We start from the raw sequence: 16,724 nt of genomic DNA, 5'->3' as shown, positions 1-16,724 counted from the left end.
GCTCAGCGAACCGTCACGTGCTCCGTCACCAGGTCGTCGGTGTCCAGGTCGAGCCCGCCGGCCGGGACCGGTCGGACCACGAGCACCGGGCAGGGGGCGTGGTGCAGCACCGCGCGGCTGACCGAGCCGAGCAGCAGGCGGCGCAGCGCGCCGTGACCACGGGTCCCCACCACCAGCATCCGTGCGCCCCGGGCGTGGCGGGTCAGCACCTCGGCCGCGGTGTCCGCCTCGACCCGGACGTCGACCGACGGGAGCCGGTCCACGTCGGCGGAGGCCACCAGCGCGGCCAGCCGGGCCCGGGCCTCGTGCGCCCGAGCCTGCTCGGCCTCCCCGACGCGGGGGGTGTCGGCCACGGCGCTCGGCAGCGGCGGGACGGCCCCCACCACCGTGAGGCCGCAGCCCAGCCGGGCGGCCTCGCCCCGGGCCGCCGCCAGCACACGGGCCGCGGCTGGCGAGCCGTCCAGGCCGACCACGACGGGCCCGTCGGGCGTCCCCGGTCCGGGCACGACCAGCACCGGGCAGGGGGCGTGGGCCGCGACCGCGGTGCTGGTCGAGCCCAGCAGCAGCCGGCCACCGGGCCCGTGCCCGCGCGAGCCGACCACCAGCAGGTCGTCGGGGCGCGCGACCTGCAGCAGGACGTCGGCGGCCGAGCCCGAGGCGACGTGGCGCTGCACCGCCTCCTCGGGCATGCTGCGGCGGGCCGTGCTCTCGGCGTCGTCGGCGCGCAGCCGTGCCGTCTCGCCCAGCTCGTCGACCAGGTCGGGGGCGAAGGCCATCGGTTCGGCGACCGTCACCACCAGGAGCGGGACACCCGCGGCGGCGGCGTGCTGGACCGCCTCGTCGAGGGCGTGGGTCGACGGCTCGGAGCCGTCGTAGGCGACCACCACACGGCGGGTGCGGGGCGGGGCGTTGCCGGTCATGAGGACGTCCTCTCGTGGGTCTCGGTCAGGTCGATGACGGTGCGGGGGGCGGGTGGTGGGCCGTCGAGCACGTCGTGCAGCGGTCGCCGCGGTGGGACGCGTACGTCGACCAGGGCGCGTCCCAGCTGGAGCACCAGCTGCACCTGGCCGGGGCGGGCCAGCAGGGCCGACAGCTGGTCCCGGGTGTCGGGCACCTCGGTCGCCTGGTCGGCGAACGCGGCCACCAGGTCCAGCGCGGTCAGGTGCAGCAGCATGCGCTGCATCGCGATGCCGGTGACGACGTGGTCGCGGCGGGTGTCGGTCAGCGTGGACAGCGCCACGACCGTGCTGCCCAGCAGCCGCGCCGACGTCGCGCCCACGTCCCTAGGGCCGTGGGACCGCTCGACGGGCAGTGCCCCCACCCCTCGCGGTGCCGTGGCCAACGAGCTGCGGAGGACCCCGTCGGTGAGGCCCCCGCGGCGGCCGCGGACCGGCTCGCGGACCCAGGCGCGCATCTCGCGCAGCAGGTCGGGACGGTGCTCCTGCTGCCGGGAGGCCCGCACGAGCAGACCGGCCAGCACACGCCGCGACGGCAGGTCGAGGACGGTGAGCGACGCACCCTCGTCGGCCACGGTGCCCGCCAGGTCGCCCAGCAGGTCGTCGGGCACGGGCTCGTCCGGGTGCACGACGCGGTGGGTGCGACGGCGGCTGATCTGCAGGGTCAGTCGGAGCTCGGCGGGGGTGGGTGTCCGGGGGGCGACGACCACCAGGCGCGCGACGGTGCCCCCGCGGGGGCCGTCGGGCAGCAGCTGCACCCGGGTGCCGTACCCCAGGGCGCGGGAGGCCAGGGCGGCGTTGGCGACGGCCGCGCCGCAGCTGATCGTCCGGAGCCGACCGGTGGGGTCCAGCTCCGGCAGCGCGCGGGTCTCGTCCACCACGACCACCAGCCCGTCGGGGCGGCTGAGCAGGCGCCAGGGCTGGGTGTTGTGCACCGAGGGGGCATGACGGGCCGCCTCGGCCATGGCGTGCACGTGCGAACGGTGGACGTCCACGGGACACCTCCTGCGGGGTCCTCGTCGTCGCCCCGCTCGTCCCGAGCCTGCCCCGGGCCGAGCGGTGCGGACAGGGACGTAGGTCCCGCGTCAGGTGCGGGGCGGCAGCCGGTGCAGGGTGACGTCGGCCAGGCTGCCGTCGACCACGGCGGCCGCGACGTAGGTGCAGTACGGCTGGCGACGGCGGTCGGTGGGCGAGCCCGGGTTGAGCAGCCGGAGCCCGGACGCGGTGGTGGTGTCCCAGGGGATGTGGCTGTGCCCGAACACCAGCACGTCGGCCGGCTGCGGCGAGCGCGGGCCGTGGAGCGCGTCGCAGCGTGCCTCGCGCCCGCCGGCCGCGCCGGTCTCGTGGACCACCGCCAGACGCACCCCGGCCAGGTCGACGCGGGCCACCTCGGGCAGGCGGCGCCGCAGCTCGTCGCCGTCGTTGTTGCCGAACACCCCGACCAGCTGGGCGGCCCGGGCCTCGAGCCGGTCCAGCAGCTCGGGCTCGACCCAGTCGCCGGCGTGGACGACGACGTCGGCGGTCTCGACGGCGTCCCACACCTGGGTCGGCAGGTCGCGGGCGCGTCGGGGCAGGTGGGTGTCGGCGATGAGGAGCAGCTGCACGGCACCACTGTCGCGTGCCCGTGCGTCGTCGTCGCGGTGGCGCGAGAGGATCAGGGATGACCGACCACGCCGCACCCACCGACCCGACCGGACCTGCCCGTACGACCGGCCCCTCCCGGACCACCTGGCTGTCGGACGCCGTGGTCTACGAGATCTACCCGCAGTCCTTCGCCGACTCCGACGGCGACGGCATCGGCGACCTGCCCGGGGTGATCGCCCACCTGGACCACCTGCAGTGGCTCGGCGTCGACGTCATCTGGTTCAACCCCTGCTTCGCGTCCCCGTTCCACGACGCGGGCTACGACGTCGCCGACTACCTGCGCATCGCCCCGCGGTACGGCACGAACGAGGACATGGTGGCCTTGGTCGAGGCGGCCCGGGAGCGCGGCATCCGGGTGGTGCTGGACCTGGTGGTGGGTCACACGTCGGTCGAGCACCCGTGGTTCCAGGCGGAGCTGGCGTCCGACGGGCCGGGCCCCGACGGCGACCGGTACGTCTGGCGCAGCGACGAGCCCGACCGTCACTGGGAGGACGACAACCCCGGCATCCCCGCCTGGGTCCGCTCGCCGGGACCTCGGCCGGGCTGGTACCTCAAGAACTTCTACGACGAGCAGCCGGCCCTCAACTTCGGCTGGGTGGACGCCGAGGAGCCCTGGCAGGACCCGGTCGAGGCGCCGGGACCCCGCCGCAACCGCGACGCCCTGGTCGAGATCATGGACTTCTGGCTCTCCCGAGGGGTCGCGGGCTTCCGCGTCGACATGGCGTTCTCGTTGGTGAAGGACTTCGACGGGGACGTCTCGCAGGCCGCGTCCACCGAGGTCTGGCGCGAGGTCCGGGCCTGGCTCGACACCGCCCACCCGGACGCCGTGCTCGTCCCGGAGGGCATGGAGCCCCGCACGGGTCGGCCGCTGGCCTACGACGCCGACTTCGCGCTGGTCATCCACGCCCTGCACGCGTCGCTGCTCAACAACGGGGGCGCGGGCACCCTGCCCTGGTCCCCGGGGACGGACTGCTGGTTCGACGCGGACGGCGGCGGGTCCCTGGACCTCTTCCTGCGGGGGTGGACCGAGCACCAGAGCCACGACCCCGGTCGGCCGCTGCTGCTGGCCTCCTCCGACCACGACTTCTCGCGGCTGGTCTGCGGGCCCCGCACCGCGGCCGAGCTCGGGGCGGTGTTCACCTTCCTGCTGACCTGGGGGACGGTGCCGTCGATCTACTACGGCGACGAGATCGGGATGCGGTACCTGCCGGGCCTGCCCGACGTCGAGGGCAGCATCTGCCACCCGACGTACAACCGCGCCGGGGCCCGCACCCCCATGCAGTGGGGCACCGGTGCCAACGCCGGGTTCTCCGACGCCGCGCCGGAGCGGCTGTACCTGCCGGTCGACGACCGCCCCGACCGGCCGGACGTCGCGAGCCAGCGCGCGGACCCGGGCTCGCTGCTGCACCTGGTGCGCCGGCTGCTGGCCCTGCGCCGCGAGGTCGCCGCCCTGCGCGTCGGCCCGAGCACCGAGGTGCTGCACGCGGGCCACCCGCTGGTGTACCTGCGGGGCGGGACGCACCTGGTGGCGCTCAACCCGACGCGGCAGGAGGTGGCGCTGGACCTGGACGTGGCGCGCGCCCGGGGCGCGCGGCTCCTGCTGGGCGAGGGCGTGGAGCTGGGGGACGGTCGGCTCCGCGTGGCCGGGTTCGGCCACGGGGTGTGGGAGCTGGGCTCATGACCCGCGCGGTCCCCACGACCACGGGCAGCACCGACCTGGCCGGTCGCGACGCGGCCACGCTCGGGCGGTCGCTGCGCGGAACGCTGCGCCGCTCCGACCACGCCGCGCTGCGGCTGCCCGAGCGCGACCCGGTGGCGGTGCTGGAGCAGCAGAACGCGGACCGGCTGCCGGACCTGGTCGGGGTGCGCATCGGCCGGATGCTCGAGTCGCCGTTCGCGATGTACCGCGGCAGCGCCGCCGTGATGGCCCACGACCTGACGGCCGGCCCGGACACCGGGCGGCGGGTGGTCGCCTGCGGTGACGCCCACGTCGCCAACTTCGGGCTGTTCGCCTCGCCCGAGCGGCGGCTGCTGTTCGACCTCAACGACTTCGACGAGGCCTGGACCGCGCCGTGGGAGTGGGACGTCAAGCGGCTCGCGGGCAGCGTCGTGGTCGCGGGCCGCGACGCGGGCCTGCCCGAGGCCGTGGGCAAGGAGGCCACCGGCGCCGCGGTTCGCAGCTACCGGGAGACCCTGCGGGCGCTGGCCTCGCGCAGCGTCGTCGAGCGGTTCTGGTTCCAGGTCGAGGCGGACTGGTTGGTCGAGCGGGCCAAGGGCGACGGGCGCAAGCTGCTGCAGTCGCACGCCGCCCGCGCGCGCCGGCGCACCTCGGAGCAGGTGCTCGGTCGGCTCGGGGTGGTGGACGCCGACGGCCGGACCCGGATCCGGGAGGACCCGCCGCTGACCCGCCGGGTGCCGCAGGTCAGCCACGAGGACATGGCCGAGCACTACGCCCGCTACCGCCGCAGCACCCGGCAGGACGTCCAGCTGCTGCTGTCCCAGATGCGCCCGGTCGACCACGTGCTGCGGGTGGTCGGGGTCGGGTCGGTGGGCACCCGGTGCCTGCTGCTGCTGTGCCAGGGGCCGTCCGACGAGCCGCTGTTCCTGCAGGTCAAGCAGGCGCAGCCGTCGGTGCTGGCGACCTATGGCAAGCAGCCCTACGACCTGCCCATCGGTCGCACCACCCCGGGCGTGGGTCGCGACGGGCGGCGGGTGGTGGCTGCCCAGCGGGTGCTGCAGGCCCAGTCCGACCCGTTCCTGGGCTGGTCCGGCGTCAGCGCCGACGAGGTCCCCGGCGGGCGGGCCCTCGACTTCTACTGGCGTCAGCTGCGCGACATGAAGGGTTCCGTCGACACCCGGGGCCTGTCGGCGTCCCTGTTCCAGGCGTACGCCGGGCTGTGCGGGACGCTGCTGGCCCGGGCCCACGCCCAGAGCCCGGCCTGCCCGGTCGTCGCGGCCTACCTGGGCAACGCCGAGACCTTCGACGACGCCGTCACCCGGTGGGCCGTCGCCTACGCCGACCAGGTGGAGGCCGACCACGCCGCCGTCGGCGCCGCCGTCAAGGCCGGCCGCCTGCCCTGCGAGACCGGCGTCTGACCCGCCCTCCGCCGCCGGTCCGGCGCAAGGTGGCGGCGGTCTCCGGGCCAGGCGGCGCTCGGTCCCGGTCAGGGTCGTGCCCGGGCCGTCAGGACGACACCTCGCGCTCGCCCCTCCCGGCGGTGGTGCCGGGCGAGGCGTCGCGGACCGGACGCAGCCGACCGAGGGCGATGATCGTGACGCCCTCCACCACCGCCTGCACGCCGATCAGGACCCCGAGCAGGGTGAGCGTGGCCGTCACCAGGTTGAACAGCACCATGACGCCCAGCGCCACCGAGATCAGCCCGCTGAACAGGAGCACGACCCTTCCCTGCGGGTGCGAGAACGCCACCACGATCCGGGTGAGCCCGGTGGCCAGGAACATGGACCCGGCCACGAGCGTGATGGTGAGGGCGGTGGCGGTCGGGTTGCGGAGCATGACGATGCCGAGGACCAGCAGCAGCCCACCACCCAGCGCCACCGACCAGAAGCCCTCCTTGCCGATCCGGAACAGCGCCGACACCAGCAGCACGGCGCCGGTGAGCAGGGTGAACCAGCCGAGCACGGCGACCGAGAACGCCGTCGCGACGACGGTGTTGCCGAGGACGACCAACCCGGCGAGGACCAGGACGAGTCCCAGGACGACGTCCCAGGGCGTACGCCGCTGCTCGAGGGTGAGGCTGCTCATGATGACCTCCTGGGTGGTGCGGCGGGGCGGCTGTGCCCGGGGTGGTGCGGACCCACGACCGTCGCAGCGCGGACCCCGCGCGGCGTCATCCCTGACGGGTGAAGCAGCGTGCGCCCGGTGGGCACCAACGCCGAGGCCAACGGGCTGGGGCTGGGGCTGCTCGCGGCCCGGTCGCCGGCCCGAGGGTCGTGTCCGGGGTGCTCGTTAGGGTGCCGGGGTGCTGAGGGTCCTGGCGGTGGAGGGGTACCGGTCGCTGCACCGTGTGGTGCTGCCGCTGGCCCCGTTGACGGTGGTGACCGGCGCCAACGGCACCGGCAAGACGAGCCTGTACCGGGTGCTGCGCCTGCTGGCGGCGACCAGCCGGGGCGGGGCGGTCGCCGCGCTGTCGGGCGAGGGCGGGCTGCCGTCGGTGCTGTGGGCCGGTCCGGAGACCCTGACCGAGGCCGTCCGTCGCGGCGAGCACCCGGTCGAGGGGACGGTGAGACGGGGGCCGGTGGCCGTGCGCGTGGGGTTCGCCGGCGACGAGTACGGCTACGCCGTCGACTTCGGCCTGCCCGCGCCCGACGGGCTGCCGACGTTGTTCTCCCACGACCCGCAGATCAAGCGCGAGGCCGTCTGGTCGGGGCCGGTGCTGCGCCCGGCGTCGTTGCTGACCGAACGTCGGGGCCAGGCGGTGCACTGGCGTGACGCCGACGACCGCTGGGTCGACTCCGGTCGCAGGCTCGCGCCGCAGGACAGCGTCCTCAGCGAGGTCGCCGACGCCCGCACCGCGCCGGAGGTGCTGGCCGTGCGCGAGCAGGTCCGGTCCTGGCGCTTCTACGACGCGTTCCGCACCGACGCGGCCGCCCCGGCCCGCAGCTCGTGCCCGGGAACCTTCACCCCCGTAATGGCCGACGACGGCTCCGACCTGCCCTCGGCGCTGCAGACCATCGACGAGCTGGGCCACGGGGCCGCCGTGGCCGACGCCGTCGAGCAGGCGTTCCCCGGCAGCCGGGTGCAGGTGGTGCCGACCGACGACGGTCACCTCGGGGTGCGGTTGCGCCAGCACGGGCTGCTGCGACCGCTGTCGGCCGGGGAGCTGTCCGACGGCACCCTGCGGTACCTGCTCTGGGTCGCCGCCCTGCTGACCCCGCGCCCGCCCCGGCTGTTCGTCCTCAACGAGCCGGAGACGAGCCTGCACCCGGACCTGGTCCCGGCGCTGGGACGGCTGGTGGCGCGGGCGGCCGAGAGGACCCAGACCGTCGTGGTCACGCACTCCGAGGCCCTGCGCCGGGCCGTGGCGGACGCGGGCGGGTCGGTGGGTGCCACCGACGTCGAGCTGGTCAAGGACACCGGCCGCACCGTCGTGGCGGGCCAGGGCCGCCTCGACGAGCCGCCGTGGCACTGGCCCGGCCGCTGACCCCCGTGGGGCCCACGAGCCGCGTCCGCGACCCGCTGTCGAACCGCGGCCGCGACGCCGTCGGGTCGTCGCCTAGTCGAAGCGGACGGTCAGCAGCGCGGTGTCGTCCCGGCGGCTGTCGGCCCGGTCGGCGCCCAGGAGCGCGTCGCAGACGTCGTCGGGGTGCCGCTCGCCCACGGCGGCGAAGAGCGCCCGGAGCCGCTCGATGCCGTCCTCAAGGGACTCACCGCGCCGCTCGACGAGACCGTCGGTGTACAGCAGCAGGGTCGAGCCGGGCGTCACGTCGACGGCGTGGGTGCACCGACTGGTGCTGGGGTCGACGCCCAGCATGAGGTCGACGGTCCCGCCGAGGACCTGGACGGTGCCGTCGGGACCGCGCAGCAGGGGCGGCAGGTGACCGGCGTTCGACCACCGCAGCTGGCGGCCGCCGGGGTGGTCGTCGACGTGGGCCAGCGCCGCGGTGGCCAGGGTGTCCAGGTCGAGCCCGCGCAGGGCCACGTCCAGGCAGCTGAGCAGCTCGGCCGGACCGTCGCCGCTGTTGAACGACAGCCCGCGGACCAGGTTGCGGACCTGCCCCATCGCGGCCGCCGCCATGGAGTCGTGCCCGCTGATGTCACCGATGGCCAGCGTGGTCCGGCCGTTGGCTGCGACGAAGGTGTCGTACCAGTCGCCACCGACCTGGGCGGCGTGCGACGCCGGCTCGTAGCGGACGGCGATGGTCAGCCCCGGCGGGTCGACGGGCTGGGACAGCAGGCTGCGCTGGAGGGTCTCCGACATGTGGGCCAGCGCACGGTTGGTGGTGCGCTGCTGCTCCTGCCGCTGCAGCCGGTCCAGGGTCTGCGCGCACAGCGCCGAGAAGCCGTCCAGCACCTGCAGCCCGGAGGTCGGGAAGTGCTCGACGTCGGCCACGGCGGCACCGACGGCGCCGATCACGCGGGCGCCGACGCGCATCGGCGTGAACGCCCAGGCGCCCCCGCCGGTGCGCTCGTACAGCTCGCCCATCGACGGCGCGAAGGCCTCGCGGGCCTGCGGGCGGGACAGGACGACCGGTTCGCCGGTGCGGGCGGTGTGCAGGCCGGGCAGGCGGGTGTCGTCGGACAGGGCCCCGGTCCCGACGACCTCGCCGGCGCCGTCGACCACGCGCACCTCGCTCCCGTGGTCGGCGCGGACCAGCATCACCCCGCCGGAGGCGCCCAGCGCGGGCAGGCCCTGGTTGAGCACGATCCGGGCCAGCTCGCCGGCGGACTCGACCGAACCCAGGAGCAGCGCGACGCCGGCCATCCGGGCCAGGCCGTGCTCGGCGGCCGCCACGACGTCACGCTCGGCGCGCGCCTGCTGCTGGGCGAGGGCCTCGCTCATCACCGCCACGTGCGCCGACGCGGCCTCCGCCAGGACCTGCAGCGTGTTCAGCTGCGAGTCCGACCAGCTCCTGGTCACGGTGTCGACCACGCAGAAGCTGCCCAGGGTGTGCCCGTCGGGGTGCGTCACGGGGTACCCGGCCCAGGCCCGGACGCCCATGCTGTGCACCGACGGGTTGTCCCTGGTGCGGGGGTGGGTGCTGGCGTCGCTGACGACGAACGGGGCGGCGTCGACGACCACGTACTGGCAGAACGACTCCTCGACCGTGTTCTGCCGGGTCCCGTCGGTGACCCCGACGCACGAGGCCCAGTAGGAGCGCTCGTCGTCGACGATGGTCAGGAACGCGAGCGGGGCGCCCAGCAGCGTCGAGGCCAGCGTGGTCAGGTGGTCCAGGGGGCCGACGTCGGTGGCGTCCAGCAGCCCGGTGCCCCGCACCGCGGCGAGCCGAGCGGGGTCGAGGACCACGGCCGGCACCTCGTAGGGCCGGACGCTCGACCCCTCGGCGCCCGTGGCCCCAGACAACTGCACCCGGGCGAGTCTGCCAGCGTCCCGGCGTGTCGGAATACCTTCGCCACAGACGGCCCGCGCCGGCTCAGACGGCGATGCTCAGGTGCACCGTGACGGTGTCGTCGACCTCGATGCCCTCCGCCCGGCGCACGACGTCCTTCAGCGGCACCACGTAGCCGCCGTCCTTGGGCCACAGCGACGTGGTCCAGGTGGTCGACCCGATGCTGACCTCGGCCGGGATCATGCCCCAGCCGTAGGTCACCAGGCCCGAGGCGGCCTTGATCGTGGCGCTCACGTCCGCGGGCACGGTGACGAAGTGGAACGGGGCCGGTCCGCGCCAGAACCACACGGCTCCGGTCAGCTGCAGGTGCACCTGGCCAGGCTAGGACCCGGGTCGGACAACCGGTCCGGCCCTCGGCGGCACCCACCGCCCCCCGGCCGGTCGCCGAGTTGTGCCCCCGCGGTGTCCCCGCCGATCCTGGGGCGTGACGTCAGCGGCCTCGAGGCAGGCACCTGTGACCGAGGCCGGTGGCACGGACCCCCGGCGGTGGCGCGCGCTCACCGTCACCCTGGCCGCCGGGTTCATCGTGCTCCTGGACGTGACCATCGTCGCGGTAGCGCTGCCGTCGCTGCGACGCGACCTGGACACGTCGGCGTCGATGGTGCAGTGGGTGGTGTCCGGGTACTCGCTGACGTTCGCGCTCGCCCTGGTCACCGGCGGACGGCTGGGCGACGCGTGGGGTCGACGCCGGATGTTCGTCGTGGGCCTGACCGCGTTCGTCGCGTGCAGCGTGCTCGCCGGGCTCGCGCCGACCATCGAGTGGCTGATCGCCGCCCGGCTGCTGCAGGGCCTGGCCGGCGGGGTGCTGACCCCGCAGAACACCGGGCTCATCCAGCAGCTGTTCCGCGGCCCGGAGCGGGGCCGCGCGTTCGGGTTCTTCGGCGGCACGGTGGGGCTGGCCACGGCCGTGGGGCCCCTGGTCGGTGGCGGCATCCTCGCGCTGGCCCCCGGCGCGGACGGCTGGCGCTGGATCTTCTACGTCAACGTGCCCATCGGTCTGCTGGCCCTGGTCCTCGCGCTGCGCCTGCTGCCCCGGGACTCCCAGACCGGCCGCGTGCAGCTCGACCTGGTGGGAACGGGCCTGCTCGGCCTGGCGACGTTCTGCGCGCTGTTCCCGCTGGTGTCGGCCGAGGCGGGCGGTCTGCAGCGCTACTGGTGGCTGTTCCCGGCGGCCGCGGTGCTCGCCTGGTTGTTCGTGCGCTGGGAGCACCGGGTCGTCGCCCGCGGCGGGGCGCCCCTGCTGGACCCGCGGCTGCTGCGCAGCACACCGGGCTACGCCGCCGGCGTCGGCCTGGCCACGGTGTACTTCATGGGGTTCAGCGGGATCTTCATCGTCTTCGCCCTGTACTTCCAGGACAGCCTGGGCTACACCCCGCTGCAGTCGGGGCTGTCGGTCACGGCGTTCTCGGTCGGGTCGGTGGTGACCGCGGTGGTGGCCGGTCGGCTGGTGCCGCGCTACGGCCGGGTGCTGACCGTCTACGGGCTCACCGTGGTGGCGCTGGGCATGAGCGCCGCCGCGGTCGTGCTGCTGCTGGCCCCCGACGGTGCGGCCGGCTGGTGGGTGGCCCCGGCCCTGCTGCTGGCCGGGCTGGGCGGGGGGTTCGTCATCTCGCCCAACACGACGATGACGCTGGCGAACGTGCCCGTCGCCGCGGGCGGCGTGGCCAGCGGCACCCTGCAGACCGGGCAGCGGGTCGGCGGGGCCATCGGCACGGCGCTGCTGCCGGGGCTGTTCTACCTGGTGCTCGCCGGTCGCGACGCCGGCACCGCCGTGGCGGTCGCGCTCGCCGGGGCCGTGACGGTGGTGCTGCTGGCGCTGGTGATCGCGGTCCTGGACTGGCGCTCCGACGCGGGCGTCGCCGCCCGGCCCGGACGCCCCCGGCCCTGATGCGCCCGGCCCTGATGCGCCCGGCCCTGATGCGCCCGGCCCTGACGTGCCCGCCCCGGTGGTGGAGCCGTGCCGCTGTGGTTCCGAACCCTGCCGGGTCGCGCCCGGGGCGAGCACCGCTGATCTTGGTCAGGTGGTCGACTCGAACAGTCGACCGATTTCGTGGGCCTGCTCGTGAGGCTGCGGGCCCGGGCCGGGCGTCCCCCACAGCTCGGGACTCAGGCCGCGGCGCGGTCCCCGACCGAGCGCAGCGCGGCGAGCGCGGCCGCCCGACCGGTCCGGGTGGCGCCGAGCGTCGACGCGCCCGGCCCGTAGCCGGCCAGCTGGACGCGGGGGTCCTTGACCACCGTCGTGCCGTCCAGGGTGATGCCGCCGCCGGGCTCGCGCAGCCGCAACGAGGTCAGGTGGTCGACCGCAGGCCGGAACCCGGTGGCCCACAGGATGACGTCCGCCGGCTGCTCGGACCCGTCGGGCATGACCACCCCGTGCTCGGTGACCCGGGTGAACATGGGCTGCGCCACCAGCACCCCGGCGGCGATGCCGCGCCGGTACTCCTCGGTGGCGGGCAGGCCGGTGGCCGACACCACGCTCAGCGGCGGCAGGCCGGACTCGACGCGCTCGCGGACCCGTCGTTCCACGTCGCGCCCCCACTCGGCGTCGAACGGCCGGTCGACGAAGCGAGGCGGACGTCGGGTGACCCACGTCGTGCTCGCGCCGGCGTCGGCCAGCTGCAGCAGGAACTGCACCGCGGACGTGCCGGCGCCGACCACGACGACGTGCCGGCCGCGGAACTCCTCCGCGGCACGGAAGTCGCGGGTGTGCAGCTGACGCCCGGCGAACCGCTCGCGCCCGGGGTAGTGGGGCCAGTACGGGCGGTCCCAGGTGCCGGTGGCGCTGACGAGGGCGCGGGCGCGCCACCGGCCGTGGTCGGTGTCGACAGCGAGACGACCGTCGGGGCCGTCGGGCGAGGTGACCGACGTGACCCTCACCGGGCGCCGGACCGGCAGGTCGAACGTGGACTCGTACCTGCCGTAGTAGTCGGCCACCACCTGCGAGGCGGGCACCGTCGGGTCGGGGGTGCCCAGCGGGAGACCCGGCAGGTCGTGGATGCCGTGCGCGTCGCCCAGGGTGAGGGAGGGCCAGCGGTGCCGCCAGGCTCCGCCCGGACCGGGGTTGGCGTCGAGGACGACGTACCCGCGGTCGGGCTCCAGGCCACGCCGGCGCAGGTGGTAGGCACTCGCGAGGCCCGCCTGCCCGGCGCCCACGACCACCACGTCCACGTCGTGCGGCGTCAGGTCCATGCCGGCGTCAACCACCGCCGGGCGGCGCCTCATCCCCGGGGGGCGGTCGCGGGCGTGCCAGGAGGCCCGCCCCCGACGGACCGGCCCCCGGCGCGGGGACCTAGGTCCCTCGCGCGGCCGGCCGTGGCGGCGAAGACTCGGGTCATGAAGGCGCCCCACGTCACCGTCCGACCCGCCGTCCCACCGTCCGGGTACCGCCTGCACCGCTCGCTGGACCTGAGGCGGGGCCGGGCGGCGGTCGCCACCCAGGCGGTCTTCCTGCTCGTCGTGGGCGTCATGGTGGGGGTGGCCGCTGTCGCCGACCTCTCCTTCGCCACCGGCTGGGGCACCGCGATGACGTGGGTGGTCACGCTGGTCGCCTGCGGCGTCTACATGGTGCTGCACGAGCTGACGCACGGCGCCGCGTTGCGGCTGCTGTCGGACTCCGGTCCGAGCTTCGCCGTCCGGTTCCCGTACCTGAGCACCGGCAGCGACGCCTACCTCAGCCGGTCGACCTACATCAGGGTCGCGCTCGCCCCGGCCGTCGTGTGGGGCCTCGTGCTGCTCGTCGCGATCCTCCTCGCCCCCGCCGACTGGTTCCTCACCCTGTACGTCCTCACCGTCCTCAACCTGGCGGGATCGGCGGGTGACGTCGTGCTGGTAAGGGCCGTCCTCGGGGTGCCGCAGGACGCGTTGGTCCGCGACGACGGTCGCCGGACCACGGTGTGGGTGACGACCGCCTGAACCCGTCGCCCTCTCAGAGCACCGTGAGGCCGTGGGCGCGGAACTGCCCCTCGACCCGCGCGACGAGCTCGTCCGAGGGGGGCCGCACGTCGCCCAGCTGGTAGCGCAGCCGCAGCTCGGCCCACTTGGCCGCCCCCAGGTTGTGGAACGGGAGCACCTCGACCCGCTCCACGCCCTGCATCGTCCCGGTGAACGCCGCCACCGCCTCCACGTCGGCCTCGTCGTCCGTGAGCCCGGGCACCAGCACGTAGCGCACCCAGGTGCGGCTGCCCCGCTCCGACAGCCGCCGCGCGAAGCGCAGGGTGGGCTCCAGCTCGGCCCCGGTCAGCAGCCGGTACGTCTCCGGGTTGCCGGACTTGATGTCCAGCAGCACCAGGTCGACGTCGTCGAGGAACGCCTCGCTCGCCCGGTCGCCCAGGAACCCGGAGGTGTCGACGGCGGTGTGCAGGCCGAACTCCTCCTTGCAGCGACGCAGCAGGGTCTCCAGGAAGCGGATCTGCAGCAGCGGCTCGCCGCCGCTGACGGTGATCCCGCCGTGGGCCGTGGTGACGAACCGAGCGTACTTCCCGATCTCGTCCAGCATCCGCCCCACGGTGACCGGACGGCCGTTGCGCATCGTCCACATGTCGGGGTTCTGGCAGTACTGGCAGCGCAGCGGGCAGCCGGACAGGAACAACGTGAACCGGATGCCCGGCCCGTTGACCGCCCCGGTGATCTCGTAGGAGTGGTAGTACCCGATCTCCGGGTCGCCCTCCTCGGCCAGCTCGGCCTCCAGGTCCGCGCGGGAGCCCCCGTGGAGCTCCCGCACCGGGCTGATCGGCAGCAGCGTCGTCCGCCCCCCGGCCGTCACAGGGCGCCGTGGAAGGTGCGGTGGACCACGTCCAGCTGCTGCTCGCGGGTGAGGCGGACGAAGTTGACCGCGTAGCCGGACACCCGGATGGTCAGCTGGGGGTAGTTCTCCGGGTGCTCCATAGCGTCGAGCAGGGTCGCTCGGTCGAGCACGTTGACGTTGACGTGGAACCCGCCGGCGTCGAAGTACCCGTCCAGCAGGCCCGTCAGGTTGTCGACCTGCTCGGTGGGCGTCTTGCCCAGCACGCTCGGCACCAGGTTGCTGGTCAGCGAGATGCCGTCCCGGGCGGAGTCGTAGGGCAGCCGCGCCACCGACAGCGCCGAGGCCACGAACCCGTGGCGGTCCCGCCCGGTCATGGGGTTGGCGCCGGGGGAGAACGGCTCGCCGTCCCGCCGGCCGTCCGGGGTGCTGCCCGTGGCCTTGCCGTACACGACGTTGGACGTGATGGTCAGCACCGACTGGGTGTGCACCGCGTCGCGGTAGGTCGGGTGCCGGCGGACCTTGGCCATGAACTGCTCCACCAGCCGGACCGCGATCTCGTCGACCCGCTCGTCGTTGTTGCCGAAGGCCGGGTAGGTCCCCTCGAGCTCGTAGTCGACGACCAGGCCGGTGTCGTCGCGGACCACCTTGACGCGGGCGTCGCGGATGGCCGACAGGCTGTCGGTGGTCACGGCCAGCCCGGCGATCCCCATCGCCATCGTCCGCTGCACGGGGTGGTCGTGCAGCGCCATCTCCAGGCGCTCGTAGGCGTACTTGTCGTGCATGTAGTGGATGACGTTGAGGGCGTCGACGTAGGTCTTGGCGAGCCAGTCCATCTGGGTGTCCAGGCGGGCCAGCACGTCCTCGTAGTCCAGGTACTCCCCGCTCACCGGCGCCGTGGCCGGCGTCACCTGCACCCCGGAGACCTCGTCGCGGCCGCCGTTGATGGCGTACAGCAGCGTCTTGGCCAGGTTGACGCGCGCGCCGAAGAACTGCATCTGCTTGCCGACGGCCATCGCCGACACGCAGCACGCGATCGCGGTGTCGTCGCCGGTGCGGTCGCGCATCAGGTCGTCGGACTCGTACTGGATGCTGCTGGTGGCGATGGACACGTGCGCGGCGAAGTCCTTGAAGCCCTTGGGCAGGCTCGGCGACCAGAGCACGGTCAGGTTCGGCTCGGGCGCCGGGCCCAGGTTCAGCAGGGTCTGCAGGAACCGGAACGACGAACGGGTCACCAGCGTGCGCCCGTCCGCTCCCATCCCGCCGATGGACTCCGTGACCCACGTCGGGTCGCCCGAGAACAGGGCGTCGTACTCCGGCGTGCGCAGGAACCGGACGATGCGCAGCTTGATGACGAGGTCGTCGATCAGCTCCTGCGCCCGCTGCTCGTCGATCCGGCCCTCGGCGAGGTCGCGCTGCAGGTAGCAGTCCAGGAACGTCGACGTGCGCCCCAGCGACATGGCGGCGCCGTTCTGCTCCTTCACCGCGCCCAGGTACGCGAGGTACAGCCACTGGACGGCCTCGTGCCCGGTCGCGGCGGGGCGCGACACGTCGACGCCGTAGGTCGCGGCCATGGTGCGCAGCTCGTGCAGCGCCTTGATCTGCTCGGCCAGCTCCTCCCGGTCGCGGATGACGTCGGCCGAGGACGGCAGCGCGTCCAACGAGGCCTTGACCAGGGTCTTGTCCGCGACGAGCCGGTCGACGCCGTACAGCGCCACCCTCCGGTAGTCGCCGATGATGCGGCCCCGGCCGTAGGAGTCGGGCAGCCCCGTGATCAGGTGCGAGCGACGGGCCGCCAGGACGTCGGCGGTGTAGGCGTCGAACACCCCGTCGTTGTGGGTCTTGCGGTAGGTCGTGAAGATGGTGCGCAGCTGGGGGTCGACCGCGTAGCCGTAGGTCTCGAGGCTCTTCTCCACGATGCGCCAGCCGCCGTTGGGCATGATCGCGCGCTTGAGCGGGGCGTCGGTCTGCAGGCCGACGACCAGCTCGGCGTCCCGGTCGATGTACCCCGGGGCGTGGGAGGTGATGGTCGACGGGGTGAGGGCGTCCACGTCGAGCACCCCGCGCTCGCGCTCGGCGGGGAACAAGGCGGTGAGGCGGGCCCACACGCCCCGGGTCCGCTCGGTCGGACCGCTCAGGAACGACGCGTCACCCTCGTAGGGGGTGCAGTTGTCCTGGACGAAGGCGCGGGTGTCGATGCCGTCCCGCCACGCCTGTCCCCGGAAGCCCCGCCAGGGGTCCGGTGCGGGGGTGGTGGTGGGGTCGGCCAGCCGGTCGTCGGTCCGCACGTGATC

General features: G+C 74.6%; 14 protein-coding genes. 5 read left to right on the top strand and 9 right to left on the bottom strand.

Annotated elements, in window-relative coordinates:
• Window positions 1–2 precede the first annotated feature (2 nt).
• The 3 genes from ACR80Q_RS11905 to ACR80Q_RS11895 form a co-directional block, all read right to left on the bottom strand.
• Entirely contained in the window at window positions 3–920 is a 918-nt protein-coding gene (locus ACR80Q_RS11905) for a universal stress protein (protein WP_435377838.1), read from the bottom strand.
• Window positions 917–1,951 (bottom strand): Acg family FMN-binding oxidoreductase, encoded by a 1,035-nt coding sequence (locus ACR80Q_RS11900; RefSeq protein ID WP_435377837.1) that lies wholly within the window; start codon window positions 1,949–1,951, stop codon window positions 917–919. The genes ACR80Q_RS11905 and ACR80Q_RS11900 overlap by 4 nt, the downstream gene beginning before the upstream one ends.
• A 90-nt stretch (window positions 1,952–2,041) precedes the next feature.
• Complete coding sequence (locus ACR80Q_RS11895; RefSeq protein WP_435377836.1) at window positions 2,042–2,560, bottom strand: metallophosphoesterase family protein; 519 nt, start codon at window positions 2,558–2,560, stop codon at window positions 2,042–2,044.
• A gap of 56 nt (window positions 2,561–2,616) precedes the next feature.
• On the opposite strand from ACR80Q_RS11895, the gene ACR80Q_RS11890 reads away from it, so the two are divergent.
• On the top strand, window positions 2,617–4,281 hold the full coding sequence (locus ACR80Q_RS11890; protein WP_435377835.1) for an alpha-amylase family glycosyl hydrolase: 1,665 nt from the start codon (window positions 2,617–2,619) through the stop codon (window positions 4,279–4,281).
• Window positions 4,278–5,696, top strand: coding sequence for a DUF2252 domain-containing protein (locus tag ACR80Q_RS11885; RefSeq protein WP_435377834.1), 1,419 nt, complete (start codon window positions 4,278–4,280; stop codon window positions 5,694–5,696). The genes ACR80Q_RS11890 and ACR80Q_RS11885 overlap by 4 nt, the downstream gene beginning before the upstream one ends.
• A gap of 88 nt (window positions 5,697–5,784) precedes the next feature.
• Here ACR80Q_RS11885 and ACR80Q_RS11880 read toward each other — a convergent pair whose 3' ends face one another.
• Window positions 5,785–6,363, bottom strand: a complete 579-nt coding sequence (locus tag ACR80Q_RS11880; protein ID WP_435377833.1) for an HdeD family acid-resistance protein — start codon at window positions 6,361–6,363, stop codon at window positions 5,785–5,787.
• A 217-nt stretch (window positions 6,364–6,580) separates the two neighbouring features.
• Between ACR80Q_RS11880 and ACR80Q_RS11875 the strand changes: the two genes are divergently transcribed.
• On the top strand, window positions 6,581–7,762 hold the full coding sequence (locus tag ACR80Q_RS11875) for an AAA family ATPase (protein WP_435377832.1): 1,182 nt from the start codon (window positions 6,581–6,583) through the stop codon (window positions 7,760–7,762).
• A 72-nt stretch (window positions 7,763–7,834) separates the two neighbouring features.
• Here ACR80Q_RS11875 and ACR80Q_RS11870 read toward each other — a convergent pair whose 3' ends face one another.
• Both ACR80Q_RS11870 and ACR80Q_RS11865 read right to left on the bottom strand, forming a co-directional pair.
• On the bottom strand, window positions 7,835–9,649 hold the full coding sequence (locus ACR80Q_RS11870; protein ID WP_435377831.1) for a SpoIIE family protein phosphatase: 1,815 nt from the start codon (window positions 9,647–9,649) through the stop codon (window positions 7,835–7,837).
• 64 nt (window positions 9,650–9,713) lie between these two features.
• On the bottom strand, window positions 9,714–10,001 hold the full coding sequence (locus ACR80Q_RS11865) for a DUF1905 domain-containing protein (RefSeq protein WP_435377829.1): 288 nt from the start codon (window positions 9,999–10,001) through the stop codon (window positions 9,714–9,716).
• A 142-nt stretch (window positions 10,002–10,143) separates the two neighbouring features.
• Here ACR80Q_RS11865 and ACR80Q_RS11860 point away from each other — a divergent pair, with 142 nt between their 5' ends.
• The gene (locus ACR80Q_RS11860; RefSeq protein WP_435377828.1) at window positions 10,144–11,577 is read left to right on the top strand and encodes an MFS transporter; all 1,434 of its coding nucleotides are present in this window, start codon (window positions 10,144–10,146) and stop codon (window positions 11,575–11,577) included.
• Window positions 11,578–11,795: 218 nt separating this feature from the next.
• Here ACR80Q_RS11860 and ACR80Q_RS11855 read toward each other — a convergent pair whose 3' ends face one another.
• Complete coding sequence (locus ACR80Q_RS11855) at window positions 11,796–12,878, bottom strand: NAD(P)-binding domain-containing protein (protein ID WP_435377827.1); 1,083 nt, start codon at window positions 12,876–12,878, stop codon at window positions 11,796–11,798.
• A gap of 144 nt (window positions 12,879–13,022) precedes the next feature.
• Between ACR80Q_RS11855 and ACR80Q_RS11850 the strand changes: the two genes are divergently transcribed.
• Window positions 13,023–13,601 (top strand): DUF3267 domain-containing protein, encoded by a 579-nt coding sequence (locus ACR80Q_RS11850; protein WP_435377826.1) that lies wholly within the window; start codon window positions 13,023–13,025, stop codon window positions 13,599–13,601.
• Window positions 13,602–13,614: 13 nt separating this feature from the next.
• Here the strand turns inward: ACR80Q_RS11850 and pflA are convergent, their stop codons facing one another.
• Complete coding sequence (gene pflA / locus ACR80Q_RS11845; RefSeq protein WP_435377824.1) at window positions 13,615–14,451, bottom strand: pyruvate formate-lyase-activating protein; 837 nt, start codon at window positions 14,449–14,451, stop codon at window positions 13,615–13,617.
• Window positions 14,448–16,718 carry a formate C-acetyltransferase gene (pflB, locus tag ACR80Q_RS11840; protein WP_435377823.1) on the bottom strand — a complete coding sequence of 757 codons (2,271 nt, stop codon included), beginning with the start codon at window positions 16,716–16,718 and terminating at the stop codon, window positions 14,448–14,450. Before pflB ends, pflA begins: the two co-directional genes overlap by 4 nt.
• Window positions 16,719–16,724: the final 6 nt, after the last annotated feature.

The organism is Aquipuribacter aurantiacus (assembly GCF_051216895.1).
GTDB lineage: Bacteria > Actinomycetota > Actinomycetes > Actinomycetales > JBBAYJ01 > Aquipuribacter.
Note: the sequence above shows the minus strand (reverse complement) of the source record. Positions and strands in the feature narration are given on the sequence as shown.

What these genes read in the sequence shown, in the direction of transcription:
- ACR80Q_RS11850 (WP_435377826.1), top strand. Translation starts at nt 13,023, where the DNA reads ATGAAGGCGCCCCACGTCACCGTCCGACCCGCCGTCCCACCGTCCGGG.
- ACR80Q_RS11885 (WP_435377834.1), top strand. Translation starts at nt 4,278, where the DNA reads ATGACCCGCGCGGTCCCCACGACCACGGGCAGCACCGACCTGGCCGGT.
- ACR80Q_RS11855 (WP_435377827.1), bottom strand. Translation starts at nt 12,878, where the DNA reads ATGGACCTGACGCCGCACGACGTGGACGTGGTGGTCGTGGGCGCCGGG.
- ACR80Q_RS11880 (WP_435377833.1), bottom strand. Translation starts at nt 6,363, where the DNA reads ATGAGCAGCCTCACCCTCGAGCAGCGGCGTACGCCCTGGGACGTCGTC.
- ACR80Q_RS11905 (WP_435377838.1), bottom strand. Translation starts at nt 920, where the DNA reads ATGACCGGCAACGCCCCGCCCCGCACCCGCCGTGTGGTGGTCGCCTAC.
- ACR80Q_RS11890 (WP_435377835.1), top strand. Translation starts at nt 2,617, where the DNA reads ATGACCGACCACGCCGCACCCACCGACCCGACCGGACCTGCCCGTACG.